The sequence below is a fragment of the Shinella sp. WSC3-e genome, from assembly GCF_945994535.1.
In the GTDB taxonomy this organism is placed as follows: Bacteria; Pseudomonadota; Alphaproteobacteria; order Rhizobiales; family Rhizobiaceae; genus Shinella; species Shinella yambaruensis.
The window spans coordinates 34,425-60,997 of sequence record NZ_OZ000535.1; the positions used below are offsets into that span (position 1 = coordinate 34,425).

Consider the following 26,573-nt stretch of genomic DNA (forward strand, 5'->3'; position numbering starts at 1 on the left):
ATCGTATTGAGCCGCTTCAGGCGGCCGAGGCTTCCACGATTTTCGTGGCGCCGGAAATGTCGGGCAGCTTCTCGCCGTTGCGCAGCCGCTCGAGCAGCACGAGCTCGCTTTCCTGCATGCCGAGCGCCTTGTCCGCGGCCCATTCGGCCTTGGAAGGGTCGAGCACCAGGACGCCGCTCTCGTCGGCGATGATGGCGTCGCCCGGGTTCACCGTCTGGCCGCCCACCGAGACGGGCACGTTGATCGCCCCTTCGAGGCCGAGGATCTTCGTGGTGATCGGCGAGGGGCCGCGGCACCACATCGGCAGGTCGACGCGACGGATCTCGGAAAAGTCCGTGGCCGGACCGTCGATGACCGCGCCGACGATGCCGCCGAGCTTCATCGAATGGGTCACGACGCCGCCCCAGCAGGCATGCTTGTCGTCGCCGCAGCGGTCGACGACGATGAAGTCGCCCGGCCGCACCAGCTTGGTCAGATAGTGCAGGATGGTCGAGTCGGCATGGGGCAGGCGCACGGTGACCGCGGTGCCGGCGATGCGCTTTTCGGGCAGCACGGCGCGAAGCTCGCGGCTCATGAAGCCGGAATGCAGGAAATGGCCGACCGTGGCGGTCTCGACCTGTTCCATCTTCTTGATGAGGGCCGGGGCGATCTGCTGCGGCATGGGATTGACGACGAACATGACAGGAATTGCTCCATAAGGCAGTTCCGGCAAAAATGCGGTAACACTTCTGCGTCTGGAACTGCGCAAAACAAAGAGATAGATTTTCCGGCCAAAAGGGCCGGGATGTCCTAGAGGACGTGGTGTTGGGCGACCGGCACGTCGCGGCGCACGGCGCCGATGCGGCTGAGGTCGATCCTGGCCGTGGCGGCGCCGACGCCGTCCGAGCACTGCGCGACCATGTGACCCCAGGGGTCGATGACCATGGAATGGCCCCAGCACCATTTCTTGCCGTCCGCATGGGCGCCGGCCTGGCCGACGGCGACGAAATAGGTCTGCGTCTCGATGGCGCGGGCCCGGGCGAGCACTTCCCAATGGTCCTTGCCGGTCATCAGCGTGAAGGCGGCGGGAAGCACGATGACGTCGGCGCCCTTGTCGCGCAGGGCCCGGAAGAGTTCGGGGAAGCGGATGTCGTAGCAGATGGCGCAGCCGACGGTCGTGTCGCCGACCTTGTAGGTCACCACGTCCTCGCCGCGGCCGATCGTGTCGGATTCGCGGTAGGAGACGCCGCCGGGCGTGTCCACGTCGAAGAGGTGGATCTTGCGGTATTTCGCGATTTCCTTGCCTTCCGGGCCGAAGACGACCGAGGCGTTGTAGTGGTTGTTGCCGGCCTTCTCGACCATCGAGCCGCAATGCAGCGTCACGCCGAGTTCCTTGGCAAGCGCGGCGAAGCGCTGGTAGGTGCTGCCGTCCGGGAAGCTTTCGCCGCTGCCGTGCACGGCGTCGCGTCCCTCGCCGAGAAAGGCGAAATATTCCGGCAGCACGACGAGGTCCGGCTTCTCCCCGGCCACCACGTCGCGCACCATGCGCTCGGCGTCGTCGAGGTTCTTGGCTTTGTCGGAACCGGAATTCATTTGCACAACACTGATCTTCATCGAAGTCCTCCAAGTCTCAGTGGAGGCATCGTCGGGCCTTGCGACGGGAATGACAAACGATAAAGAATTGTCGTTCCCGATAGAAAAAACTTGTGGCGAAAACGTTAGGCGGTGATGCCCGTCGTGTCGAGCGAGGCCTCCCGGGCGATCACCGAAAGGATTGACGGGATTAGGTTTTCCGGATCGTCGGCATAGACGGCGTGCAACTTCAGGGCCGGGAAGCGCGGTGTGATCGCGAGCGCCTCCAGCGTGCCGTCGGCGATCATCGGCGCCACCATGGGCACCGGCAGCAGCGCGATGCCGATGCCGTCCCGGGCGAGCCGCAGCATGGCGGAAAGCGAGTTGGAATTGGAAATGACCGGCGGCTGGACGCCCAGCTCCTCGAACTGCCGCAGCAGCCAGATATGCGGCACGCTGTTGCGCGAGAAGGTGAGCACGGGATAGGCGGACAGGTCCTGCAGGCGCAGCTCCCGGCCGCCGAGCCGGAAGGCGGGGGTGGCGACCCAGGCGCATTCCATCGTGCCGAGGTCGATGTTCTTGAGGCCGGGGGTGAGAACCGGCCCCATCAGCAGCGCGAGATCGAGCCGCCTGTCGCTGATGTCGCGGCCGATCGCCAGCGACGTGTCCACGTTGAGGTCGAGGCCGAGCGCGGGAAAGCGTTCCTTCACCCGCTCGATGAAATTCGGCAGCCAGGCATGCACGATGGAATCGATGGTGCCGATCGACACGGTGGCGCGCAGGTGCTGCGGGCTGCCGACCGCCATCTTGAAGCTGGTGGCCGCCTTCAGCAGCTCCTCGGCGGGCTGCATGGCGCGCTGGCCGACGGCCGACAGCCGGACGCCGCCCGGCACCCGCTCGAAGAGCTCGCAGCCCATCTCCGCCTCCAGGCTGGCGATGCGGTTGGAGACCGCGGCCTGGGTGGCGTTCAGCCGGTCGGCCGCGGCGCGGAAGCTTCCGAGCCGGGCGACCCACACAAATGTCTCGACGAAGCGCAGGTTCATTGCCCGTCCATCTCAGGAATTCGTCTTCCTTCGATATACGCGACGACGGGCGATTTCTACGGCTTTGGGACGGGGCGGATGTCGCGGCTACGCGTGGTCCGCGGCGCCCTCCTGCCGGCCGGCCAGCGCGGCCGTCGCAAGCCAGGCGCTCTTCAATCCCAGCATCAGCGCGCCGTGTTCCATCGTCAGGGCAAGCGTGTGCGCGCCGTTTTCCAGGGCGAAGCGTTTCTCCGCGTCGCTCCAGGCCGGCAGCAGCCAGTGCTTGCCGGCCCGCCGGGCGGCCGCCGCGATGGTCCGCAGGTCGTCGAAATCGGCCTCGCTGCGCTTGTAGGAGGCCCGGCCGCGCCTGAGCGACAGGTCGCTCGGGCCGACGAAGACCCCGTCGACGGTGTCGAGGGCAAGGATCGCGGCGATGTCGCGAAGTGCGCCCGCATGCTCGATCATCGGATAGCATCGCGTGCGGATGTCCTGGTCGGGAAACCATTGGTCGTCGGGGCTGCCATAGGCCACGGTGCGCCCGCCCGCGAAACTGCGGTCGCCGCGCGGGGGAAACTTGGCGAAGCGGCAGGTTTCCGCGGCATGCCGGGCATCGACGATATGCGGGATGACGACCGCGTCGGCCCCAAAATCCAGCGCCTGCTGGATAGGCCCCCGCTCCGGGCCGAGGACCTTGGCCAGGACCTCCAGGCCCAGCCCCTTGAGCACCGGGATGAACCGGTCGAGCGCCTCCAGGTCGAAGCTGCCATGCTCGATGTCGAGGACCGCCGACGTATAGCCGATGGCGGCGGCCATCTCGCCGGCCGCAATGTTCGGGCCCGACAGCCAGACGGCGCTCTTGTGGCTCGGATGTGTCGGCATGCTCTCTCCTTTTCGGTTGCGGGAAACGCCGGGCGCAACGGCGGCGGACGGACGGTCGCGCTGCTTGCGGCGGGTCGGGATGATATGTTTTCATAATACACACAGAAACACGCTTGACTATGATTTTCCCATATGAAATGTTTTTTGCAATATCATAAAACACAAGGGCGAACTTATGTCACTCTCACGGTCCCTCCTCTGCGCCTTCCTTTCCTCGGCCTCCTTCGCCGTGCCCGGCCTTGCCGCCGCCAACACCCTGACGGTGCAGATCACGGCCGACATCCGCAGCTCGCAGCCGGGCATAAACCGCGATGCGGGCACCGATTCCGTCCTGCTCAACGTGGTGGAGGGGCTGGTTGCGGCCGGCGAGGACGGCGAGATCCGCCCCATGCTGGCGAGCGGCTGGACCGTGTCGGAGGACGGCAGGACCTATACGTTCTCGCTGCGCGAGGGCGTCAAATTCCACAACGGCGCGACGATGACGGCCGACGACGTGCGGTGGAGCCTCGAAAAGCTGCTGCGCGACCCGGAATACAGCTGCAAGGCCTTCTTCGACGGCAGCCGCGACGCGAAGGTGGAGAGCATCACGGCGCCCGATGCGAAGACGGTCGTCATCACCCTCGACCGGCCCGATGCCATGCTGCTGAAATACATGGCGCAGGCGCAATGCGGCTCGACGGCCATCGTCCATCGTGATTCCTTCAATCCGGACGGGACCTGGAAGGCGCCGATCGCCACCGGTCCCTTCGTCTTCGGCACATGGAAGCGCAGCGAGGGGCTTGTGCTGACGAAGTTCGCCGACTACGCGATCACCGGCGACAAGCCGGACGGCTACGGCGGGCGCAAGGAGGTGCTGGTCGACGAGGTGAAATATGTCGTGGTGCCCGATACGGCGACGGCCGTCGCGGGCCTGCGCAGCGGCGCGCTGGACGTCTTGCCCTACCTGCCGCCGAGCGAGGCCGCGAAGCTGATGGACGACAAGGACTTCACCGTCGTCGCCGCGCCGCATGGCGGCCTCGTCACCATGCTGTTCCAGACCACCGACCCGCTGATGTCGAACGTCGCGATGCGCCGGGCCGTCGTCGCGGCCCTCGATACGCCGCAGATCGTGGAGTCCGTGACCTACGGCCTCGGCGTGCCGAACAATTCGCTCGTCGCCTCCGCCTCGCGCTACCACACGGCGGCGCAGGACAAGGGCTACACCCATGATCCCTCCGCGGTGCCCGCCCTCCTGCAAGAGGCGGGATACAAGGGCGAGACGATCAACATCCTCACCAACCGGCGCTCGGCGATCAACTACGACACGGCCGTCATCGCCCAGGCCATGCTGCAGGCGGCCGGCATCAATGCCGAGATCGAGGTGCTCGAATGGGCAAGCCAGCTCGACCGCTTCAACAGCGGCAAATACCAGATCATGGCCTTCAACTATTCCAACCGCAGCGACCCGGCGCTCGCCTTCCAGACCGTCGTCGGCTCGAAGGCGAAGAATGCCAATGCCGTGTGGGACGATCCGGCGGTCGGCGAACGGGTGAATGCCGCGCTGCAGGAGGCCGACCCGGCCAAGCGGCAGGCGATCTTCGACGACCTGCATGCCCGCTTCCTTGACCAGGTGCCGCTGGTGATGCTGGCCAACGGCCTCGATGTCGGCGTCTCCGGCCCCAGGGTCAAGGGCTACCGCACCTGGCAGGGCTTTGCCCGCTTCTGGGGTGTCAGCCACAGCGAATAGCGCGGCTGCCGGATCGAACCATGTTGAAATTCGCGTTTTCCCGATTGCTGTCGGCAATCCCCACCCTGTTCATCGTCTCCGTCGCGGTGTTCGGCCTCGTCCGGCTCATCCCGGGCGATCCGGCCAGCCTCATGCTCGGCGACCTCGCCGATGCGGACATGCTGGCCGAGGCCCGCAGCGCCATGGGTCTCGACAGGCCCATCCCGGTCCAGTTCGCGCTCTGGCTCGGCAATGTCGTGCAGGGCGACCTCGGCCGCTCGGTGCTGAACGGCCAGCCGGTGCTGGACCTCGTGCTGCAGCGCTTCGCCACCAGCGCCCAGATGGTGCTGATCGCGGTCGGCCTTGCCGTTCTCATCGCCGTGCCGCTCGGCATGATCGCCGCATGGCGGCAGAACAGCGGCCTCGACCTTGCGATCGTCGCCCTGTCGACGCTGCTCCTGTCCGTCCCCACCTTCTGGCTGGGGCTGATGATCCTGCTCGCCCTCGGCCTCAAGCTCGGCTGGCTGCCGGTGCTCGGCTATGTCTCGATCGCCGACAATGCCGCTGCCGGGCTGGTCTACCTGATCATGCCGGTGCTGACGCTGGTCCTGCACGAAGCCGGCATCATCGTGCGCATGGCGCGGGCCTCGACGCTGGATGTGCTGCGGCTCGACTACATCACCCATGCGCGGGCGAAGGGCCTCAGCGAAAGCGCCGTGCTGCTGCGCCATGCCGCGCGCAACGCCTTCGGCCCGACCTGGACGCTGATCGGCCTCATCCTCGGCAACCTGCTCGGCGGCGTCGCCGTCGTCGAGACCGTCTTCACCATACCCGGGCTCGGGCGGCTGATCGTCGATGCGATCTATGCCCGCGACTATGCGGTGGTCCAGGGCTGCCTGCTGTTCGTCGCGTTCACCTATCTCCTGGTCAACCTTCTGGTCGACCTCCTCTATCCCCTCTTCGACCCACGGGTGACCGCGGAATGAAACGCCATCGGCAAAATCGTATCCTCGGGGGCGTGCTTCTCGGCGGTTTCCTCGGTGCCGCCCTCGTCGGTCTGTTCTGGACGCCGTTCGATCCGATGCGGATCGAGCTGCGCGGCAAGTTGCAGGCGCCGGGCGCGGCGCACTGGCTCGGCACGGACGAGTTCGGCCGCGACGTGCTCTCGCGCCTCATGGCCGCGGCCGGCACCAGCGTTTCGATCAGCCTCGTCACCGTGCTCTTCGCGGTGCTGGCCGGCGTCACGCTCGGCGTGGTGGCGGGATATGCCCGCGGCTGGACCGACCGCGTCATCATGGCGCTCAACGACGCGCTGCTCGCCTTCCCGAGCATGCTCCTGGCGCTGGCACTGCTGTCGATCACCGGCGCCAACATGTACGGCATCATCCTGGCGCTCGGCATGGCCTATACGCCGTCCATGGTGCGGGTGGTGCGCGGTTCGGTCCTGTCGCTGCGCGAGCGGGAGTTCATCGAGGCCTCGCGCATCATGGGCAATTCGGCGGCCTATACGATGGTCCGCCATATCCTGCCCAACAGCCTGGCGCCGGTCATCGTGCTCGCCACCTCGATGTTCGGCTCCGTGCTGCTCACCGAAAGCGCCCTCAGCTTCCTCGGCCTCGGCGTGCCGCCGCCGGCGCCCACCTGGGGCAACATGCTGGCCAGCGCCCGCCCGCACATCGCCGAGGCCATGTGGCTCGGCATCTTTCCCGGCCTGTGCATTTCGCTCTCGCTCCTCGGCATCAATCTTGCCGGCGATGCCATCCGCGACCGCTTCGACCCCCGCATGAGAGGATTGTAACGCCATGAACCAGCCTCTCGTCGAGGTGGACGGCCTCAGCCTGCGGGTGAGCCTTGCCGGCCAGTCGATCGTCCGCGACGTCTCCTTCCGCATCGGCGCGGGGGAAATCGTCGGCATCGTCGGGGAATCCGGCTCCGGAAAGACCATGGTGGCCCGCAGCCTCATGGGCCTGCAGCCGCCCGCCATCGCCGTTTCCGGCGGCGACATCCGCTTCGAGGGCCGGTCGCTCCGGTCGCTTTCGGCAAGGGAACTGCGCGCCCTGCGGGGCGCCCGCCTCGGCATGGTGTTCCAGGAGCCGATGACCTCGCTCAACCCCTCCATGACCATCGGCAGGCAGCTGGAGGAGCCGCTGCGGCTGCACACGCGCTTGAACGCGGCGGCGCGGCGCGGCCGCATCCTCGACATTCTCCGCCGGGTCGGCATCCACGATCCCGAAGGGGCGCTCACGGCCTTTCCCCACCAGTTCTCCGGCGGCATGCGCCAGCGCATCATGCTGGCGTCGGCCATGCTGCTCAGGCCGTCGCTGCTGATCGCCGACGAGCCGACCACCGCGCTCGACGCGCTGGTGCAGCGGGAAGTGCTGGAACTGATGCTGGAAATGGTGCGCGGCGAGAGCACGGCCCTGCTGATGATCAGCCACGACCTGCCGATGGTGGCGCGCTATTGCGACCGCATCATCGTCATGCGCCAGGGCGAGATCGTCGAGCAGGGACCGGTGGAGGAGATCATCTCCCGCCCGAAGCACGCCTATACCCGCGAACTGCTGCACTCCATGCCCGTGCGCGGACCCGCGCGCGCCATCGCGCCGACGCTTGAGCCGGTCGTGGAGGTCCGGGGGCTTGCGGTCGAGTATCGCGTGAATGCGGGCCTTCTCGCCCGCAAGGCCGTGAAGAAGGCGCTGCACGGGGTCGATCTCGCCGTTCGCCCGGGGGAGATCGTCGCGCTGGTCGGCGCGTCCGGCTCCGGCAAGACGACGCTCGGCCGCTGCATCGCCGGGCTCGTGCCGGCCTCCGCCGGCCGCATCCTCTTTGGCGGCGAGGAAATAAGGCCGGGCTCGGCCGCCTGGCGGACCTACCGGCTGAATTGCCAGATGATCTTCCAGGACCCGTTCGGCTCGCTCGATCCGCGCATGAAGATCGCCGACCTGGTGGGGGAGGCGCTGCGCCACGAGCGCGAAACGACGGCGGCCGGCAAGGCGGAGCGCGTGCGCGCCATCCTGGAGGAGGTGGGGCTCGACGGCCGGTATCTCGACCGGTATCCGCATGAACTGTCCGGCGGCCAGCGGCAGCGCGTGGCGATCGCCCGCGCCGTCATCGGCCGGCCGCGCTTCGTCATCGCCGACGAGGCGGTCTCGGCGCTCGACGTCACCGTCCGGGCGAAGGTGCTCGAACTCATCGCCGATCTCCAGCGCCGCTACGGTTTCTCCTGCCTGTTCATCAGCCACGATCTCGGCGTGGTGGAGCAGCTTGCCGACCGGGTGGTGGTGATGCGGGACGGCGCGATCGTCGAGGAGGGCAGCCGCGATGCCGTCTTCGACGCGCCGCGGTCCGCCTATACCCGCGCCCTGCTTTCGGCCATCCCCACCCTGATCCGCACCGAGACCGGCGTCTCCCTGAACTGGCGTTTCGCGGCGGAGGCCGGCGCACCGGCGGCAGCATTGCAATGAAGAACACCCACATGAACCAGGACCTGCCCCGCGCCACGCCGCAGTCGCGCGGTACCGATCCCGCGGTCCTCGACGCCCTTCTCGACGATGTCGAGCGGCAGGACATCGAGCTGCACAGCCTGCTCGTCTGGCAGGACGGCGCGCTGATCGCCGATGCCTACTGGGCGCCCTATGCCGCCGACCGCCCGCACATGATGCATTCGGTGACCAAGAGCTTCACCTCCATGGCCGTCGGGCTGGCGGTCGCCGACGGCCTGCTTTCGGTGGACGATGCGGTGCTGGGCTTCTTCCCGGCCTATGCCGGGCCGGTCGGCGACAACCTCCGCGCCATGCGGGTGCGCCACCTCCTCACCATGACCAGCGGCCATGCGCGCGGCATTTCCGGCGGCGCCTGGCGCCGGCTCGCCTCCAGCTGGATCGAGGATTTCCTCCGCCAGCCGACGCCCCACGCGCCGGGGGAGGTGTTCGTCTACGACAGCGCGGCGAGCTACATGCTCTCGGCCATCGTGCAGCAGGTCGCGGGCCGGACGATCCACGATTATCTCGGCGAGCGCATCTTCCGCCCCATGGGCATGTCGGAGGTGATCACCTGGGATATCGGCACGGACGGCGTCAACACCGGCGGCAACGGCCTCAGCTGCACCACGCAGGACATGCTGAAGCTCGGCATCCTGCATCTGCAGGGCGGCCTGTGGCAGGGCCGGCAGCTCCTGCCGGAGGATTGGGTGCGCCAGGCGACCGGCATGCAGGTCCGTGACGTGGTCCTCGGCGTCTTCACCGGCGATCACTATCTCGGGCCGGACGAGGCGGGCGACGGGGTGCCGGCGAGCCGGCGCGAGGGCTACGGTTACCAATGGTGGCGCGGGCCGCATGGCAGCTTCTCCGCCAATGGCCTGTTCGGGCAATATTGCATCGTCCTGCCCGCCGAGAAGGCCGTCGTCGCCTTCACCGGCGGCCTGGAAGACAGCGACCGGCGCGTCCACACGCTGATCTATGACGGGCTGCGGCCGGCGCTCGGCGCCGGCGTTTCCGGGCGGCCGGGCGCAGAGGCGCTGGAGGCCCGCCTTGCCGGCCTCCGGCTGAAGACCCGCCCCGGCATGGCGCGCCGGCGCGCGCCGGGGGAGGCGCCGCGCCGCAGCTGGCGCATCGCGCCGAACGACCAGGGCGTGGAAGCGATCTCCATCACCGAGGAGGCAAACGCCGTTCGCTTCACGCTGCGCGATGCCGCGGGCAGCCATGACGTGCTTGCCGGCTTCGGCCGCTTCCTCGAAACGGTCACGACCATGCCCGGCGGCCGGCTGCACCATTCCTACCAGCCGGCGGAGGGGCTGACGGTGCTGGCCTGCGCCCGCTGGCTCGACGGGGCGCCGGGCGAGCGCATCCTGGAGATGGACTGGATCTTCCTTAAGACGGCCTTCCGCGACACGGTGCGGCTCCACGTCCGCGATGGCGCCCTGCGCCTGACGCGGGGCGTCAACGTCAACTCCGCCGAGCGGGTCCTGCCGGAGCTGACCGGCCGACCGACGATCGCGATGGAACGGGAAAGGGAGAGGGAGGATGGCTGAGGAGAACGGTGCCGGAGGCGAGCCCGTGGCGATCGCCCGGATGAGCCATACGGCCTTCGCCGAGCGGATGAAGCGGCCCGCCGTCATCCTCATCCCGCTCGCCTCGCAGGAAGAGCAGGGGCCGCATGCGCCGATGGGCGATTTCCAGCTCACCGAGCAGCTTGCGGAACGAAGCGCCCGGGCCGGCGGCGGCCTCTGCGCGCCGACCCTGCCGTTCGGCCATGCTGATTTCTTCCGCGCCGTTCCGGGCGGCATCCAGCTGCGCGCCGACACTTTCCGCCGCGTGCTGGAGGATATCCTCACCTCCTTTCTCGACCATGCCCAGGAGAGGCTGCTGATCTTCAACGGCCATACCGCCAATGCGCCGCTGATCGACCAGGTCTGCCGCAGGATCCGCCGCGAGCGCGGCGTGCTCATCCCCTCGCTCAACATCTGGCAGATCATTCCGGACAGCCTGTGGACGGCGCTCTGGGGGAGCGAGGCCGCCCGGGTGCGCGGCCATGGCGGCGAGCCGATGACCTCCGCCTATCTGCATCTCTTCCCCGGGCTTGTCCGGCCGGAGCGGATCTGCGATCCCGGCCCGCGCGGCACGGTTTTCGGCCTGCCCGTCGGCGGCGTCTCCGCCAGCCGCTTCGAGGGATTGCCCCTGCAGGTGCCGCTCGATTGCACCGAGGTCGATGCGAACGGCATGCTGGGAGGCCTCGCCTCCAGGGCGAGCGCGCAGAAGGGCCGGGCGATCAGCGAGCATATCGTCGGCCACACCGCCCGGCTCATGCGCCACCTCATGGCCTTCGACCCGCGCAAGGCCGTCATCCCGCCGTCCGCGGCGGCTGGAGAAGGAGAAAACCGTGCCTGAATTCCGCATCGAACCGATGCCCGCCCCGGCATCGCCCGCGCTTCTCGGCGCGCTGGAGAGGATCGAGACCGCCAGCGTCGGCCACCTGCGCTATACCGGCTTCCTCGACGGTGACATCCGCCCGGTCGATCCCGGCCAGAGGGCGCGGGCGGGCGTCGCCGTCACGCTGGCGCTGCCGGCCCTGTGCTCCACCCTGCTTCACCACGCGCTGAGCCACCTCAGGCCCGGCGACATGCTGGTGATCGATCGTCTCGGCGACACCCGCCATGCCTGCCTCGGCGGCGTGGTGGCGCGGGCGGCGCGGCTGGCGGGCATTGCCGGCGTGGTGATCGACGGCCCCTGCACCGATGTGGCGGAAATCCGTGCCGAGGGCCTGCCGGTCTGGTGCCGCGGCGTTTCCGCCGTCACCACGCGCCAGCTCGATCTCGGCGGAACCTTCAACCGGCCGGTCGCCTGCGGCGGCGTGCCGGTGCTGCCGGGCGACATCGTGCTGGGCGATGCCTCCGGCGTCGTCGTGCTGCCGGCCGACGAGGCGGACGGGATCGCCGCCGCCTGCATCGCCCGCGAGGCGCGCGTCGCCCGCACCATGGAGCGGCTGCTGGACGGCGAGCGGCTGGGCGACATAACCCGCGCGAACGAGAAGGTGAAGGCGCGCCTCGACGAAAGGAACGGACCATGACCATGCTCGACGCCATTTCCGACCTGACGATCGACGGCGTTTTGTCGGTCGTCGCTCCCCGCGGGCCGCTGGTGCCCATGGTCTTCGACAGCCCGCACAGCGGGCTCGACATGCCTGCCGGTTTCCGGCCCGCCGTTTCGGCGGAGCGGGTGCGGGTGGCGGCCGACACGCATGTCGACGACCTGTTCGACACCGCGCCCGATCTCGGCGCGCCGCTGCTCAAGGCGCATTTCCCGCGCAGCTTTCTCGACGTCAACCGCGCGCTGCTCGACATGGACACCGAGATCCTCGCCGGTCCCTGGCCGCATCCGGTGCGCGAAAGCCCGACCGCCCGGCGCGGCATGGGCCTGATGTGGCGCTATGCCTGGGGCAACGAGCCGATGCATGCCGCGCCGATCAGCGTCGCGGAGGCGGAGGACCGCATCCGGACCTACTGGCAGCCCTACCACCGCCACCTCGCGGCGCTGCTGAACGCGGTCTATGCCCGCTTCGGGCGCGTCTACCACCTCAACTGCCATTCGATGACGGCGGTCGGCCATGCCATTTCCTCCGATCCGGCCGGCACGCTGCGCGCCGATATCTGCCTCGGCGACCTGAACGGCGCCGCGGCGTCGGCGGAGTTCGTCGCGCTGATCGCCGAGACGCTGCGGGCCGAAGGGCTGGAGGTCACGCTCAACAGGCCGTTCCGCGGCGCCGAGCTCGTCACCGCCTATTCCAACCCGGCGCATGGCCGCCACAGCGTGCAGTTCGAGATCAACCGCCGGCTCTACATGGACGAGGCGACGCGCGAGCGCACGGCCGGCTACGCCGACCTGAAACGGGTGCTGGCGCGCATGAACCGCGTGCTCGCCCGCTATGCCAGCACGCAATGATGCATGAAAAGGAAGGACCAGCCGTGCCGACACCAGACCAGACCGCGCCCCTCAACTTCTACCGGCGCGGGCGCACGCCGATCTTCGCCTCAAGGATGGACCAGCGCTTCTCCTGGTGCTGCTACATTCCGGACGGCTACGACCCCGCCGGCGACCGGGTGCATCCGCTCGCCGTGCTCGTGCATGGCAGCCTGCGCGATGCCGATATCCTGCGCGACGCGTTCATCGATTTCGCCGAGGCGCACCAATGCCTGCTCCTGGCGCCGCTCTTTCCCGCCGGCATCGACGATGCGGAGGACCTGCACAACTACAAGCACATCGCCTATCGCGGCATCCGCTACGACCTCATCGTGCTCGACATGATCGAGGAGCTCGCCGGCCGCTACCGCGTGGCGAAGGAGAAGGTGCTGATGCACGGCTTTTCCGGCGGCGCGCAATTCGCCCATCGCTTCTTCTACCTCCATCCCGGCAGGCTGCGGGCCGTCTCGGTCGGCGCGCCGGGCACCGTCACGCTGCCGGACCAGCGCGACTGGTGGGTCGGCGTCAAGGGCATGGAGGAGGTCTTCGGCCGGCCGCTCGACGTCGCGGCGATGCGGGACGTCGCCGTGCAGCTGGTCATCGGCGACCAGGACATCGAAACCTGGGACGTGACCGTCGGTCCGCAGTCGCCCTTCTGGATGGAGGGGATCAACGACAGCGGCGAGACGCGGGTGGACCGCCTGCGCAGCCTCGAGGCGGGCCTTCGCTCCATCGGCGTGGATCTTCGCTTCGACACGGTGCCGGGCGTCAGCCATGACGGGACCGGCATCCAGGGGCCGGTGAAGGCGTTCTTCTCGCAGGTTCTCGCCGGCGCCTGACGCTATTCCCCATGCACGGCGGTGGCGACCCAGCGCAGAACCTGCGCCGGCGTCCCGCCGCCGATCGTTTCGCACCGCGTATTGACCGTGAAGCCGCGGTTCTCGAGGCACACCCGCACGGGCCTTCCGGCGATGCTGGCGCGGTATTCCACCCGTCCGTCGCCGCCAGCCTCTCCCGACGCATCGCCGAGCAGGACGTTGCCGGAAAGCCCCTCCCTTGCCGCCCAGGTCAGGACCGCGTGTTCGGCGGCCTGCTCCGCCGCGCCGAGCGCCGGATCGCCGCGATAGGCCGGCAGGTACGGCACGCCGTCGCGCAGGCAGGCGAGGAAGTCCGCGACCTCGGCGGGGGCGAGCCGGCTGTAGCGGGCCCGCGCGGGCAGCACGACCAGCGAGGCGGCGAAGCGGCAGCCGCCGAGATGGGTGGATTGCAGGATGCGGAAGGTCGCCGGATCGGCGGCCTGCCGAAGCGCCTTCCAGGTGGCGAAGCCGTAGCGGGCGCAGCACGGGTCCTGCTTGCCGTCCGTGCAGCAGACCACGGTGATGCGCGGATCGCGCTCGCCCTGCCAGGCGCCGCCTTCCGCGACGGTGCGCAGCAGCGCCGCCGCCGCCTCGGGCGTGGCGGTCCGGCAAACGAGGCCGTCATGGCTGAAGGCGATGTCGTCGCCGTCGACCAGCGCCACATGGATGCCCGCCGCATTGGCCTCGCGAATGGCGCCCGCGAGCGCTTCCGGCATGAGATGGGAGGATGTCCGCGGGACGCGCCAGTGGCCGCGCGGCCAGTGCAGCAGGGCGTAGCGTCCTGCCGAGGGGCCGAGGCCGGCCGCCGGCTCGCCCCTTGCCATGCACAGATCGCGGCAGAAGGCCCGTGCTGCCATCGCGGCGCTCAATCCTCCAGCCGGGCGGGCTTGGCGTCCGCGCCGGCGGGCGACCGGCTGAGATGGCGAAACAGGATGGCGGAGGCGAGCTTGCGGTCGTCGGCCCTGATCGCCTCGAGGATCGCCAGATGGTCGCGCGCCGCCTTGCGCACCCCCGCTTCGCTGAGCTCGGCGAATTCCGCATATTCGGTCATGCGGCGCAGGCTGTTCTGCCGGCGGATGGATTGCACGAGAAAGCGGTTGTTCGACCAGGAGACGACCGTTTCGTGGAACCGGGCATTGGCCTCGAACCAGGCCGCCCCGTCGATCGCGGCAAGCGGGGCGTTGAGAAGCGCCACCTGCTCGCGTTCCAGCATGTCCAGCGCCGCGAGGTCGGCGCGAAACGTATCCTCCATCACCGCGCCGCATTCGATGATGGTGCGGTAGGCGTAACTCTCGTTCACCGCCTGGCGGTTGTCGAGGCATTCGGCGAAGCGCCAGCCGTGCCCGTCGCGCCGCTCGGCAAGCCCCTCGGCCGCCAGCCGCATCAGCGTGCGCCGCACGATGCCGCGCGACGTGTCGAAATGATCGATGAGCTCTGTCTCCGACGCCTCGCCGCCGATCAGGCCGTTGGCGCGCGCATGCATGATGCGCCGGTAGAGCGTGTCCACTTCCGAGGGCGGCACCAGCTCGTCCATCGTTTCCCCTTCCGCGGGCCGGCGGGCCAGGGTGAAGCCGCGGCTGTCCGTCTGGGCGATGATGCCCTTGTCCGCGAGGAACTGCAGGACCTGGCGCACCGGCGTGCGGGAAATGCCGAATTCGCGCGCCAGCGCGGCATCGGAAATCTTCTCGCCCGCCGACCACCGCCCGGCATGGATGATCGGCATGAGCTTGCGGGCCACCTCGACCTGCAGCGCGCTGAGGCCGCTGGTATCCAGTCCTTGAGCTTGCGGAGCGACGGTTCGGGTGGCCAAGATGCGATCTCGATTGCGGTTTTTGAATTATGATCGCTCATAATACAAAAATAAGCCCCCGACAACTCGAAACCTGTTTTTCGCCCGGCCGTGTTCCATGATCAGGCGAGGCATCGCCTTGGCGTAAAAGCCCCCGGGCGTTGCCATCGCGTGCCATGCGCCTATGATCGCGATGCATTGCTTTTTCCAACGTCGATGTTGTCGCCGTGAATTGTATCGATTGCAGGCTGATCCATTACGCGAAGGCGTCCTCGCCCTTCAACGGCATCCACAGGCCCTTCGTCTACGTGGTCTATTCGGAATGCGTCGCGCGCGCGGCCTTCCGGCTCGACCCGCAGCTCTCCATCTTCAAGCTGGGCTTTTCCGGCGGCGGCCAGGACAGGTTTCGCTCGCTGATCGAAGGCTGGGTCCTTCCGGAACGGCCGCACGCCCCCCTTGGGCAATTGCCGGCGCTGGGAGAGCCTCGGCGTCTGGAAGATGCACACCGCCGAGGCGTTCGAGCGGAAATTCAAGGCCGTGGCGCAGGCACGGGGCCGGATCGTGCCGCCCCATGTCTACGGGTGGGACGAGAACAGCAGCCGGCTTGCGCAGCGAACCAACGGCGAGACCGAGATCTACTGGTTCAACGACACTGATTTTTCCAGCCTGCCCCTGTACCAGGACAAGGTCTGCACGGAGGAGCGCCGGTCCTTCGAGATGCTTGCGGAAATGTTCGGCGCGATAAGGGCCCGCAACGAGGCCTTCAAGGCGAAGATGTCGCGCCCGGACGCCTCCGGTTGAGCAGCCGGACGGAAGGGCCGACCGGCCGCCGGCTGTCCCATGCACGGCTCGATGCAGGGCGCGCCGCATAATACCCTGGGGTTATTGGCATCGCCGTCCTCTTCCCCGACCCTTCACGGCATCATCTGGAGGAGGGGAGCATGACACGAACGATCAAACTCGACCGGACGCTTGGCCTGTGGTCCGTGGTGCTGTTCGGGCTGGCCTACATGACGCCCATGATCGTGTTCGGCACGTTCGGCGCGCTGGCGTCTGCAAGCCAGGGCACGACGGCGATGGCCTATTTCATCGCGGCGCTCGCGATTTTCCTGACGGCGGCAAGCTACGGCATCATGGCGAGGGTCTATCCGGTTGCCGGGTCCGCCTATACCTATGCCCGCAGGTCGCTGAATTCCGGCGTCGGCTTCCTCGTCGGCTGGGCTGTGCTGCTCGATTACTTCTTCCTGCCGATGGTCATCTGGCTGATCGGCGCGGCCTATCTCGGCGCGGCCTTTCCGGCGGTGCCGGCCTGGCTGTGGATCGTCGGCTTCATTGTCCTGACCACGGCGGTGAACGTCGTCGGCATCGCCTTCGCCAACCGGGTCAATGTCGTGCTCATGCTGGTGCAGCTTTCGGTGCTGGTGGCGTTCGTCGCGCTCGCCGCCCGCTACGTCGTCGCCGTCAACGGGGCCGGCGGGCTCGCCTCGGTGCGGCCGTTCTTCGAGGCCGGGGTGCCGTTCGGCGCTTCCGTGGCGGGTGCGGCCATCGCGGCCTATTCGTTCCTCGGCTTCGACGCCGTCTCGACGCTGACGGAGGAAACGCGCGAACCGACGCGCACCATGCCGAAGGCGATCATGATCATCGCCGTCATCGGCGGCCTTCTCTTCACCGGGTCGGCCTATGTCACGCAGCTTGCCCATCCCGGCGGCGAATTCGCCTCGGTCGATTCCGCCGCCTCCGAAATCGCCCTGATGATCGGCGGCGACCTCTTCGTGACGGTGTTCCTCGCCACGCTCGTGGTGGCGCAGTTCACCTCCGGGCTTGCCGCGCAGGCGAGCGTCGGCCGGCTGCTCTTCGCCATGGGCCGCGACGGCGTGCTGCCGGCCGGCATCTTCGGCAAGCTGCACGAGAAGTGGCGCACGCCCGTCCTCAACCTCGTCGTCGTCGGCATTGTCGGCCTCCTGGCGCTGACGCTCGACGTGACGACCTCGACGTCCTTCATCAATTTCGGTGCGTTCCTCGCCTTCACCGCGGTCAATGTCTCGGTCATCGCGCTCTATCTGCGGGGCAATGCGGTCGTCAGGCCGCTCGGCCCGCTTCTCGGGCTCGCCGTTCCGGCCGCGGGCGCGGTCTGCGACCTCTTCCTGCTCTGGAACCTCGACGGGCACGCCAAGCTGCTCGGCGTCATCTGGCTGGCGGCGGGCGTCGTCTACCTTGCCTATCTGACGCGCTTCTTCCAGCTTGCGCCGCCGGAGGTGGAGTTCGCCGAATGATCAGCGCCTGCTGAGAAACAGATGGAACAGTTCCGCCTGGCTGGAAATGGTGAGCTTGGCATAGGCCTGGCGGCGATGGACCTTCACGGTATTGGGCGAGACGCCGAGCGTCGCGGCGATGGAATAGGTGGAGTGGCCCTTGAGGATGAGGGTCACGATCTCCAGCTCCCGCTTGGAAAGCAGCGGATGGCTGATCGTCGCGGCGGCCGCCTCGCTGCCGCTCGACGGGGTGAACCGGGCATGCCAGTGCCGCTCGGCAAGCGCCCGGACCACCGGTGCGGCGCTTTCGAGGCGGGCGATATCGCGGCGGGAGAAGGCCGGGACCGCCCCGATGCGCGAAAGCGACAACACCGCATCGACATCGCGGAGCTTCAGGATGAAGCCGACCTCGTCGAGGATGCCCGTCGCCTGGTAGTGGCGGCGGTAGTATTCCGTCTCGGCAAACCGGTCGGGCGCCAGCCGCCGCATCACCAAAAGGCCTTCGGGCGGCAGGGTGCGCACGGCGTCGTAGAACGGGTCGAGGATATAGGCGCCGGCAAGGTAATGGTCGACGATGGTGGTGCGGTCGCCGACGATCCGCGCATTGTCGAGGTCGAAGGCCTTGCCGCCCGGCGCATAGGCGAAGCCGTTCATCATCTGGAAGGGAACGAGATGGCGGAGCGCGCGTTCCAGCGCGGCGGGAAAGCCGTCCTCCCCGATGAGCGACACGGCCTCGGCAAGCCCCGCATGCCAAAGGTCGATGGAGGCGCCTGCCGCGCCCGATCCTGCCGCCACGTTCCCGCCCCTCCTTCTTTCCGCAAGACCCGGAGCGTTTCCGCTTTTCCCCGAGCCGGGAAAACGCTCCACCCCTGTTTCTCCGCAAATCCGCTTCGCGCTCGTGCCGGAATTGCCCCAGCTTTTTGTTTTGCCGCATTATCCGGCGCCGAAGCGATCCCGCGTCGGCTGGAAATGCTCTAGCACGGAGTCCGTGACCATGCAGACAGTTTCTCGCGCCGTCGCGCCGGCCCACCCGCTCGACCTGCCCGCCACGGCGATCGCCGCCGGCATCCGCGCCGGTGAATTCTCGGCCGAGGCGGTCGTCGCCGAATCGCTCCGGCGCGCGCGCATCGTCGGCGAGGCGCTGAATGCCTTCACGCTGCTGCGCGAGGAGGCCGCGCTCGCGGCGGCGCGGGAGGCCGACCGCCGCGCCGCGGGCGGAGGCGCCGCGCCCGCGCTCCTGGGCGTGCCCTTCGCCGCCAAGGACCTGACGCCGACGAAGGATGACCTGACGACGCTCGGCTCCTGGACCCGAGACGACTGGACGCCGGCGCAAAGCGCCCTGTGCATCCGGCGGCTGGAGGCCGCGGGGGCGATCCTCATCGGCAAGACGACGACGCCGGAATTCGCCCATTCGAGCTTCACGGCAAGCCCGCGCTGGGGCATCACGCGCAATCCCTGGAATGCGGCGCGCACCAGCGGCGGCTCGTCGGGCGGCTCGGCGGTCGCGGTCGCGGCCGGCGTCGTGCCCTTCGCGGAGGGCACGGACATGGGCGGTTCGGTGCGCATCCCCGCCGCCTTCACCGGCATTGTCGGCCTGAAGCCCAGCCTCGGGCGCATTCCCATGACGATCCTGCCCAGCGTCTTCGACAACATCTCCCATTTCGGCCCGCTGGCCCGCACCGTGGAGGATGCCGCCGCCTTCATGGCCGCGGCCGCCGGCCCGGATGACGAGGACATCTCCTCGCTGCCTCTCCCCTTCTCGGCGGAAAAGGCACGGACGGGCTCCCTTGCGGGCCGGCGCTTCGCGCTGTCCCTCGACCTCGGTTACTACGGCGTCGACGCACCGGTGCAGGCCGCCATTCTTGCGGCGGCCGATGCGCTTCGCGCCGCCGGCGCCGTCGTCGATCCCGTGGAGATCGGCTGGACGCGGGCCGTCAACGACCGGTGGTACGACCTGTGGTGCGTGTTCATGGCCGCCTTCTTCGGCGAGGCGCTCGCGGCCTATCGCGGGCGCATGGATCCGCTCGTCGTCGCGCTGATCGAGCGGGGGCTGACGATGAACGCCACCGCCTACAAGAAGGTGGAGCTGCTCCGAACGGAGATGTGGCGCGACCTCGCCGCCATCCTCTCGCGCTACGACGCCCTGCTTTGCCCGACCTGCGCCATCACCGCGCCCCCGGCCGGGGCCGACGACAACGACTACGTCGCCGACCTGCCGGACGGCCGCTTCCGGGGCCTGGACATGACCTGTCCGTTCAACCTGCTGCCGCAATGCCCGGCGCTGTCGGTTCCCGCCGGGCTGGCGGGCGACGGCCTGCCCGTCGGCCTGCAGGTCGTCGGCCGGCGTTATGCCGACGAGGCGGTCCTTGCGGCGGGCGGGGCGATCGTGGCCGCGCTTCGCGCGGCGGGCCTCACCGTCGGGCGGCCGGCGGAATGGTCCTGGTAGCCGCCGCCTTCGGCTGGTCGCCGGCACGAGGATCCGCCCTCGCGACGGAACCGGCCCAGCCGTATTGACACCGGCAAATTTTCACAATTAATATTGCAGTCAATTGATGGCTGCAATTTTTGATCTGCGCTTGCGGTTCGCCGTGCCCGGGGAGGGGAGGGGCGAGAGCGACGGCGGCTGCCGTCAGGCCGGCTTTCAGACATCGGACAGGAGGATTTCGATGAACGATATTGCAACGGTGATCGACCTTGCGCAATTCCGGCGCCAGGTGGAGACCGAGACGACCATGGCGATGTGCCCGACGGCGATCGCCATCGAGAAGAACATCCCCATCTATGACGGCGCATCGGTGGATGACGGCATCGGCCCGGAATGGGCCTCGGTCATCGGCGAGGGGCCGGGCGTCTTCGTCGTCAAGCGCGCCTTCACCGATCCGGGCGCCATCGACGCGGCAAGCGAGGTCTTCCGCGCGATCATCGCCGACGAGCGGGCGGCGGGCACGGCGGCCGGCGACCATTTCGCCAAGGCGGGTGCCAACGACCGCATCTGGAACTCGCTGCAGAAGCTCTGCCTGCGCGATCCCGCCGTCTATGCCCGCTACATGGCCAATCCGGTGATCGACATCGCCTGCCGCGCCTGGCTCGGCCCGGGCTACCAGATCGCCACCCAGGTCAACCAGGTCCGCCCCGGCGGCAAGGCGCAGGCCCCGCACCGCGACTATCACCTCGGCTTCATGAAGCCCGAGCAGATGGCGCAATATCCGAGCCATATCCACGCCACCGGCCCGACGCTCATCCTGCAAGGCGGCGTCGCGCATTGCGACATGCCGGTGGAAAGCGGCACGACGAAGCTCCTGCCCCATTCGCAGCGCTACCTGCCGGGCTATGTCGCCGCCACGCGGCCGGAGTTCCGGGATTATTTCGAGGAGAACTGCGTCCAGCTTCCGCTCGAAAAGGGCGACGCGATCTTCTTCTCCCCCGCGCTGTTCCACGCGGCCGGCGAGAACCGCACGGCGGATGTCGTGCGCATGGTCAACCTCATCCAGACGGCGTCTGCCTTCGCCCGCCACATGGAAAGCCTCGACCGCACCGCGATGGTCCGTGCGGTCTATCCGCACCTGGCGGCGCTGTCGCCGGCCGGGCGGCGGGCGGTGATCGCCGCGACGGCGGACGGCTATCCGTTCCCGACCAATCTCGACACCGATCCGCCGCTCGGCGGCCTTGCGCCGGAAAGCCAGCAGGATCTCGTCGCCCGGGCCGTCGAGGAGGGCTGGGACCAGGCGCGCCTCGACGCGGCCCTTGTCGCGCAGGGCGCCAAGCGCGCGGCCTGACGCATGGAGTTACCCGCAAAGGCTTCGGGCGGGGAGCGAACAGGAAGCCAATTTCGGGAGGACGTTAAGCATGAAGAAAATCCTGCAATCCCTGGCCCTCGGTGCGCTGCTGGCGACGACGGCGCTTGCCGGTGCTGCCCATGCGGATGGCGAGAAGTTCGTCTGGATCAGCCACGGCCCGGATAGCGACAGCTGGTTCAACGTCATCAAGAACGCGATCAAGGTGACGAACGAGCAGATGGGCGTGACGACCGAGTACCGCAACCCGCCGACCGGCGACCTTGCCGACATGGCGCGCATCGTCCAGCAGAGCTCGGCCGCCGGCGTCGACGGCATCATCGTCACCATCGCCGATTTCAACGTGCTGGAAGGGCCGATCAAGGATGCCGTCGCCAAGGGCATTCCGGTCGTCACCGTCAACTCCGGCACGGTGGAGGAGAGCGAGAAGCTCGGCGCGCTGATGCATGTCGGCCAGCCGGAATATGAAGCGGGCCTCGGCGCCGGCAAGCGCGCGAAGGAGGCCGGCATCAAGAGCTTCCTGTGCGTCAACCACTACATCACCAACCCGGCCTCGGTGGAGCGTTGCCGCGGCTTTGCCGAGGGCATCGGCGTCGAACTCGGCAACCAGATGGTCGATTCCGGCATCGACCCGTCGGAAGTGCAGAACAAGGTGAAGGCCTATCTCACCGCCAATCCCGATACCGGCGCCATCCTGACGCTCGGCCCCAACTCGGCCGAACCGTCGATCCGCGCGGTCAAGGAGATGGGCCTCGACGGCGACATCTATTTCGGCACCTTCGACCTCTCGGCGGAAATCTCCGCCGCCATCAAGGACGGCACGATCAACTTCGCGATCGACCAGCAGCCGTTCCTGCAGGGCTCGATCCCGATCCAGGTGCTGACGAGCTATGTGCGCTACGGCGTCGCCCCGGCCAATTCCATCTTCACCGGCCCGGGCTTCGTGACGAAGGACAATATCGCGCTGGTCGAGTCCCTGGCGGGCCAGTACCGTTGATCTGACGGTTTTCGCAGGCGCGGGCGGGCAGCCGCCCGCGTCCCGGCCTTTCGAGGCCCGGTCTTTCGAGGGAGGAGAACGCATTCATGACGGACGTCATTCCAGACGCGCTGAAGGACGAGCGCATCAAGCCCGTCTCGCCGCTCCGGCGCGCGCTGATCCGCCCCGAGCTCGGCGGCATCTGCGGCACCATCCTGGTCTTCCTGCTCTTTGCGGTGGTCGCCGGCGACAGCGGCATGTTCGCCGCCGAGGGCGTGATGAACTGGACGGTGGTGTCGGCCCAGTTCATGGTCATCGCGGTCGGCGCCTGCCTCTTGATGATCGCCGGCGAGTTCGACCTCTCCACCGGCTCGATGATCGGCTTTGCCGGCGTCATGATGGCGATCCTGTCGGTGCATATCGGCGTGCCGCTGTGGCTCGCCATCATCGCGACCTTCGTCTTCTGCATCCTTGTCGGCGGCGTCAACGGCTGGCTGGTTATCCGCACGGGCCTGCCGTCCTTCATCGTCACGCTCGCCTTTCTCTACATCCTGCGCGGCCTGACGATCTGGGGCTCGATCTACTTCACCCGCCAGACGATCATCGGCGGCGTCGCGGAAAAGGCGGCCAGCGACTGGCTGGCGCCGCTCTTCGGCGGCAAGATCCTCGGCGGCCTGTTCACCTGGATGGGCGAGATGGGCTGGATCGCCACCTTCACCCGCGGCAACCGCGCCGGCCAGCCGGTCATCGACGGCATTCCCATGCTCGTCGTCTGGGCGATCGTGCTCGTCGTCTTCGGCCATTGGCTGCTCACCCGCACCAAGTTCGGCAACTGGATCTTCGCGGCCGGCGGCGATGCGCTCGCCGCGCGTTATGTCGGCGTGCCGGTCAACCGGGTGAAGATCCTGATGTTCATGTTCTCCGCCTTCTGCGCCTGCGTCTTCGCCACCTGCCAGGTGATGGAGTTCGGCTCGGCGGCGGCCGACCGGGGCCTGCTCAAGGAGTTCGAGGCGATCATCTGCGTCGTCATCGGCGGGGCGCTGCTCACCGGCGGCTACGGCTCGGTCATCGGCGCGGCGCTCGGGGCGGTCATCTTCGGCGTGGTGCAGCAAGGCCTGTTCTTCGCCAATGCGGAAAGCTCGCTCTTCCGGGTGTTCCTCGGCGTCATCCTTCTGACCGCCGTGATCATGAACACCTACATCCGCCGCATCATCACGGGAGAACGCTGATGTCCGCCATCGTGGAGATGAGAAACATCACCAAGCATTTCGGCCATGTCATCGCGCTGGCCGGCGTCTCCTTCGACATAAGGCCGGGCGAATGCCACTGCCTGCTCGGCGACAACGGCGCGGGCAAGTCCACCTTCATCAAGATCATGTCCGGCGTCTACAAGCCGAGCGGCGGCGAGGTGCTGGTGGAGGGCGCGCCGACGCTCTTCCAGAGCCCGCGCGACGCCATGACGGCCGGCATCGCCACCGTCTACCAGGACCTCGCGATGATCCCGCTGATGAGCGTCAGCCGCAATTTCTGGATGGGCCGCGAGCCGGAGCGCGGCGTCTGGCCGTTCAAGACCTTCGACACCGGCAAGGCCGACGAGATCACCGTCGCCGAGATGCGCAAGATGGGCATCAACCTGCGCGGGCCGGACCAGGCCGTCGGCACGCTCTCGGGCGGCGAGCGCCAGACGGTCGCCATCGCGCGCGCGGTCTATTTCGGCGCCAAGGTGCTGATCCTCGACGAGCCGACCTCGGCGCTCGGCGTGCGCCAGACGGCGAACGTGCTCAGCACCATCGACCGAGTGCGCAAGCAGGGCATCGGCGTCGTCTTCATCACCCACAATGTGCGCCACGCGCTCGCCGTCGGCGACCGGTTCACGGTGCTCAACCGCGGCCAGACGCTGGGCACGGCCGAGCGCGGCACGGTGGATGCGGCGGCCCTGCAGGACATGATGGCGGGCGGGCAGGAGCTGGCGCTGCTGGAAGCCTCGCTCGGCGGCACGATCTGACAAGACCACGCGCCGGGGCGCCGCCCGCGCCCCGGCAGCGGACCGAACATTCACAGTGCAATGATTCTGCAAGAAATGTTGCAGAAATGGCGCCCGCGGAAAACTCCGTGCGCCATCATCCGGGGAACAGAGAGAATGAAGAAGACGCTTCGCCTTGGCCTCATCGGGTCGGGTTTCATGGGCAAGACGCATGTCTTCGGCTTTGCGGCCGCCGCGCGGGTCTTCGACCTGCCCTACGAGGTGGAGCTGGCCGCTCTTGCCGACGTGACCCTGGCACAGGCGGAGGCCGCCCGCGCGGCGCTCGGCTTCCGGCGCGCCACGGACGACTGGCGCAGCCTGGTGGCGGATCCCGAAATCGACATTGTCGACATCACCGCCCCCAATGCCCTGCACAAGGAAATGGCGCTCGCCGCCATCGCCGCCGGCAAGCATGTCTATTGCGAAAAGCCGCTCGCCCCGCTGGCGGGCGATGCCCGGGAAATGGCCGAGGCGGCGGAACGGGCGGGCGTGCGCACGCAGGTCGGCTTCAACTATCTCTGCAATCCGATGCTGAGCCTTGCCCGGGAGATGATCGCGGGCGGGGAGCTCGGCGAGATCCGCGGCTATCGCGGCCTGCATGCCGAGGACTACATGGCCGATGCCGCCGCGCCCTTCACCTTCCGCCACGATCCGGCCGGCGGCGGGGCGCTGGCCGATCTCGGCAGCCACGCGCTGGCGACCGCCGAATTCCTGCTCGGCCCGATCGTGAAGGTGATGGGCGATTGCGTGACGATGATCGCCAGCCGCCCGGACGGCAAAGGCGGCATGCGCACCGTGGAGACGGACGATGTCGGCCGCGCCTTCCTGCGCTTTGCGAACGGCGCCACCGGCTCCATCGAGGGCAACTGGATCGCCACCGGCCGCAAGATGCAGCACGATTTCGAGGTCTATGGCACCAGGGGCGCGCTTGCCTTCTCGCAGGAGCGCTTCAACGAGCTGCATTTCTACTCCACGGACGACCGGAAGGGCCGGCAGGGTTTCCGCCGCATCGAGGCGGGGCCGGATCACGTGCCCTATGGCCGCTTCTGCGTCGCGCCCGGCCACCAGCTCGGCTTCAACGACCTGAAGGCGATCGAGGTCGCCGGCTACCTGGAGGCGATTGCCGGCCTCAGGCCCGAGCCGTTCAATTTCCGCGCCGGCCTGCGCATCCAGACGCTGGTGGAGACGATCCACGCATCCGCGCGCGCCGGGCAATGGCGTGCCGTGGACGGCGGCTGAAACGAAGGAGGAGGGAACGATGAGGACGGTTGGAGTGGGCGTCATCGGCGCGGGCGTGATGGGGGCGGAGCATGCCCGCATCCTTGCCGGCGATGTCGCGGGCGCGCATCTCGTCGCCGTGGTTGACGCCGACCTGTCGCGGGCCGAGGCGGCCGCGCAGGGCGCGCGGGCCACGACGGACGCGCTGGCGCTGATCGCCGATCCCGCGGTCGAGGCGGTCCTCGTCGCCTCGCCCGACGCCACGCATCACCGGCTGGTGCTGGCGGCGATTGCGGCGGGCAAGCCGGTCCTGTGCGAAAAGCCGCTCGCCGCGAGCACCGCCGAATGCCTGGAGATCGTCGCGGCCGAACGGCGCGCGGGCCGGCAACTGGTGCAGACCGGCTTCATGCGCCGCTTCGATCCGGCCTACCGGGAGATGAAGGCGGCGCTCGACAGCAAGGCGCTCGGCGCCCTGCGCATCCTGCATTGCCAGCACCGCAACGCCGCGGCGCCCGCCTGGTTCACCGGCGCCATGGCGATCACCAATTCGCTGGTGCACGAGATCGATGTCTGCCGCTGGCTGCTCTCGACGGAATACAGCGCCGTGACCGTCATTCCCTGCCCGTCGGAGGCCGGGGGCAGCGGCGATCCCGCCCTGTTCGTCTTCGAGACGGAGGCCGGCAGCCTCGTGTCCGTCGAGGTCTTCATGAATGCCGCCTACGGCTATCATGTCCATGCCGAGGCCGTCTGCGCGGGCGGCACGGTCGGCATGGCGCATCCGGCGCTCACCCGCACGCGGCGTGACGGCGCGGAGGAAGGCGCCTTTCCGGCAAACTGGGTTCCCCGCTTCCGCGATGCCTATCGCCTGCAGAACCAGGCCTGGATCGACGGCATCCGCAGCGCAACGCCACCCGCCGACGCCTCGACGGCCTGGGACGGTCTCGTCGCCACCTGCCTTGCCGACCAGATCGTCGAGGCGATGGCGACGCGCCGGCGCACGCCGCTCGTGCTGCCGGAGCGGCCGCACTGAACCGCGCATGAAACGGGTGTCCG

At 68.3% G+C, this 26,573-nt stretch carries 25 protein-coding genes; 18 read left to right on the forward strand and 7 right to left on the reverse strand.

What is annotated here, in order from left to right; translation table 11 throughout:
* Nucleotides 1–16 precede the first annotated feature (16 nt).
* The 4 genes from AABF56_RS32535 to AABF56_RS32550 form a co-directional block, all read right to left on the reverse strand.
* Nucleotides 17–679, reverse strand: a complete 663-nt coding sequence (locus AABF56_RS32535) for an RraA family protein (protein WP_272808802.1) — start codon at nucleotides 677–679, stop codon at nucleotides 17–19.
* A 110-nt stretch (nucleotides 680–789) separates the two neighbouring features.
* The gene (locus tag AABF56_RS32540) at nucleotides 790–1,593 is read right to left on the reverse strand and encodes a carbon-nitrogen hydrolase family protein (protein WP_272808803.1); all 804 of its coding nucleotides are present in this window, start codon (nucleotides 1,591–1,593) and stop codon (nucleotides 790–792) included.
* A gap of 104 nt (nucleotides 1,594–1,697) precedes the next feature.
* On the reverse strand, nucleotides 1,698–2,594 hold the full coding sequence (locus AABF56_RS32545) for a LysR family transcriptional regulator (RefSeq protein ID WP_272808804.1): 897 nt from the start codon (nucleotides 2,592–2,594) through the stop codon (nucleotides 1,698–1,700).
* An 87-nt stretch (nucleotides 2,595–2,681) separates the two neighbouring features.
* Nucleotides 2,682–3,452, reverse strand: coding sequence for an aldolase/citrate lyase family protein (locus tag AABF56_RS32550; protein WP_272808805.1), 771 nt, complete (start codon nucleotides 3,450–3,452; stop codon nucleotides 2,682–2,684).
* Nucleotides 3,453–3,627: 175 nt separating this feature from the next.
* Here AABF56_RS32550 and AABF56_RS32555 point away from each other — a divergent pair, with 175 nt between their 5' ends.
* The 9 genes from AABF56_RS32555 (at nucleotide 3,628) to AABF56_RS32595 (ending at nucleotide 13,450) form a co-directional block, all read left to right on the forward strand.
* The gene (locus tag AABF56_RS32555; protein WP_272808806.1) at nucleotides 3,628–5,178 is read left to right on the forward strand and encodes an ABC transporter substrate-binding protein; all 1,551 of its coding nucleotides are present in this window, start codon (nucleotides 3,628–3,630) and stop codon (nucleotides 5,176–5,178) included.
* A gap of 20 nt (nucleotides 5,179–5,198) precedes the next feature.
* On the forward strand, nucleotides 5,199–6,143 hold the full coding sequence (locus AABF56_RS32560) for an ABC transporter permease (protein ID WP_244769025.1): 945 nt from the start codon (nucleotides 5,199–5,201) through the stop codon (nucleotides 6,141–6,143).
* A complete protein-coding gene (locus tag AABF56_RS32565) occupies nucleotides 6,140–6,955 on the forward strand; it encodes an ABC transporter permease (protein ID WP_272808807.1) in 816 nt (271 codons plus the stop codon). The genes AABF56_RS32560 and AABF56_RS32565 overlap by 4 nt, the downstream gene beginning before the upstream one ends.
* A 4-nt stretch (nucleotides 6,956–6,959) precedes the next feature.
* Entirely contained in the window at nucleotides 6,960–8,621 is a 1,662-nt protein-coding gene (locus AABF56_RS32570) for an ABC transporter ATP-binding protein (protein WP_272808808.1), read from the forward strand.
* Nucleotides 8,618–10,186 carry a serine hydrolase domain-containing protein gene (locus AABF56_RS32575; protein WP_272808809.1) on the forward strand — a complete coding sequence of 523 codons (1,569 nt, stop codon included), beginning with the start codon at nucleotides 8,618–8,620 and terminating at the stop codon, nucleotides 10,184–10,186. Before AABF56_RS32570 ends, AABF56_RS32575 begins: the two co-directional genes overlap by 4 nt.
* Entirely contained in the window at nucleotides 10,179–11,042 is an 864-nt protein-coding gene (locus AABF56_RS32580; RefSeq protein ID WP_272808810.1) for a creatininase family protein, read from the forward strand. Before AABF56_RS32575 ends, AABF56_RS32580 begins: the two co-directional genes overlap by 8 nt.
* Nucleotides 11,035–11,721 carry an RraA family protein gene (locus AABF56_RS32585; protein WP_244769030.1) on the forward strand — a complete coding sequence of 229 codons (687 nt, stop codon included), beginning with the start codon at nucleotides 11,035–11,037 and terminating at the stop codon, nucleotides 11,719–11,721. The genes AABF56_RS32580 and AABF56_RS32585 overlap by 8 nt, the downstream gene beginning before the upstream one ends.
* The gene (locus AABF56_RS32590; RefSeq protein ID WP_272808811.1) at nucleotides 11,718–12,593 is read left to right on the forward strand and encodes an N-formylglutamate amidohydrolase; all 876 of its coding nucleotides are present in this window, start codon (nucleotides 11,718–11,720) and stop codon (nucleotides 12,591–12,593) included. The genes AABF56_RS32585 and AABF56_RS32590 overlap by 4 nt, the downstream gene beginning before the upstream one ends.
* Before the next feature lie 95 nt (nucleotides 12,594–12,688).
* On the forward strand, nucleotides 12,689–13,450 hold the full coding sequence (locus AABF56_RS32595; protein WP_445190522.1) for an alpha/beta hydrolase: 762 nt from the start codon (nucleotides 12,689–12,691) through the stop codon (nucleotides 13,448–13,450).
* Nucleotides 13,451–13,452: 2 nt separating this feature from the next.
* On the opposite strand, the gene AABF56_RS32600 is transcribed toward AABF56_RS32595, so the two are convergent.
* Together AABF56_RS32600 and AABF56_RS32605 are read right to left on the reverse strand one after the other, a co-directional pair.
* Nucleotides 13,453–14,325, reverse strand: coding sequence for a sucrase ferredoxin (locus AABF56_RS32600; RefSeq protein ID WP_272808813.1), 873 nt, complete (start codon nucleotides 14,323–14,325; stop codon nucleotides 13,453–13,455).
* Between the two features lie 8 nt (nucleotides 14,326–14,333).
* Nucleotides 14,334–15,278, reverse strand: a complete 945-nt coding sequence (locus AABF56_RS32605; protein ID WP_272808814.1) for a GntR family transcriptional regulator — start codon at nucleotides 15,276–15,278, stop codon at nucleotides 14,334–14,336.
* 477 nt (nucleotides 15,279–15,755) lie between these two features.
* On the opposite strand from AABF56_RS32605, the gene AABF56_RS32610 reads away from it, so the two are divergent.
* Nucleotides 15,756–16,058 carry a hypothetical protein gene (locus AABF56_RS32610; RefSeq protein ID WP_272808815.1) on the forward strand — a complete coding sequence of 101 codons (303 nt, stop codon included), beginning with the start codon at nucleotides 15,756–15,758 and terminating at the stop codon, nucleotides 16,056–16,058.
* Nucleotides 16,059–16,198: 140 nt separating this feature from the next.
* Nucleotides 16,199–17,530, forward strand: a complete 1,332-nt coding sequence (locus tag AABF56_RS32615) for an APC family permease (protein WP_272808816.1) — start codon at nucleotides 16,199–16,201, stop codon at nucleotides 17,528–17,530.
* Here AABF56_RS32615 and AABF56_RS32620 read toward each other — a convergent pair whose 3' ends face one another.
* Nucleotides 17,531–18,304, reverse strand: a complete 774-nt coding sequence (locus AABF56_RS32620) for a helix-turn-helix transcriptional regulator (protein WP_272808817.1) — start codon at nucleotides 18,302–18,304, stop codon at nucleotides 17,531–17,533.
* Nucleotides 18,305–18,503: 199 nt separating this feature from the next.
* Here AABF56_RS32620 and AABF56_RS32625 point away from each other — a divergent pair, with 199 nt between their 5' ends.
* The 7 genes from AABF56_RS32625 (at nucleotide 18,504) to AABF56_RS32655 (ending at nucleotide 26,550) form a co-directional block, all read left to right on the forward strand.
* Nucleotides 18,504–19,955, forward strand: coding sequence for an amidase (locus AABF56_RS32625; protein WP_272808818.1), 1,452 nt, complete (start codon nucleotides 18,504–18,506; stop codon nucleotides 19,953–19,955).
* Nucleotides 19,956–20,175: 220 nt separating this feature from the next.
* A complete protein-coding gene (locus AABF56_RS32630; RefSeq protein WP_272808819.1) occupies nucleotides 20,176–21,285 on the forward strand; it encodes a phytanoyl-CoA dioxygenase family protein in 1,110 nt (369 codons plus the stop codon).
* Between the two features lie 70 nt (nucleotides 21,286–21,355).
* Nucleotides 21,356–22,300, forward strand: coding sequence for a sugar ABC transporter substrate-binding protein (locus AABF56_RS32635; protein WP_244769040.1), 945 nt, complete (start codon nucleotides 21,356–21,358; stop codon nucleotides 22,298–22,300).
* 86 nt (nucleotides 22,301–22,386) lie between these two features.
* Entirely contained in the window at nucleotides 22,387–23,508 is a 1,122-nt protein-coding gene (locus AABF56_RS32640) for an ABC transporter permease (protein ID WP_272808820.1), read from the forward strand.
* Nucleotides 23,508–24,284, forward strand: a complete 777-nt coding sequence (locus AABF56_RS32645) for an ATP-binding cassette domain-containing protein (protein WP_244769042.1) — start codon at nucleotides 23,508–23,510, stop codon at nucleotides 24,282–24,284. The genes AABF56_RS32640 and AABF56_RS32645 overlap by 1 nt, the downstream gene beginning before the upstream one ends.
* A 135-nt stretch (nucleotides 24,285–24,419) precedes the next feature.
* Nucleotides 24,420–25,541, forward strand: coding sequence for a Gfo/Idh/MocA family protein (locus tag AABF56_RS32650; protein ID WP_272808821.1), 1,122 nt, complete (start codon nucleotides 24,420–24,422; stop codon nucleotides 25,539–25,541).
* A 19-nt stretch (nucleotides 25,542–25,560) separates the two neighbouring features.
* Nucleotides 25,561–26,550: a Gfo/Idh/MocA family protein gene (locus AABF56_RS32655; RefSeq protein ID WP_272808822.1), complete on the forward strand. Its 990-nt coding sequence runs from the start codon at nucleotides 25,561–25,563 to the stop codon at nucleotides 26,548–26,550.
* The last annotated feature ends 23 nt before the right edge of the window (nucleotides 26,551–26,573 follow it).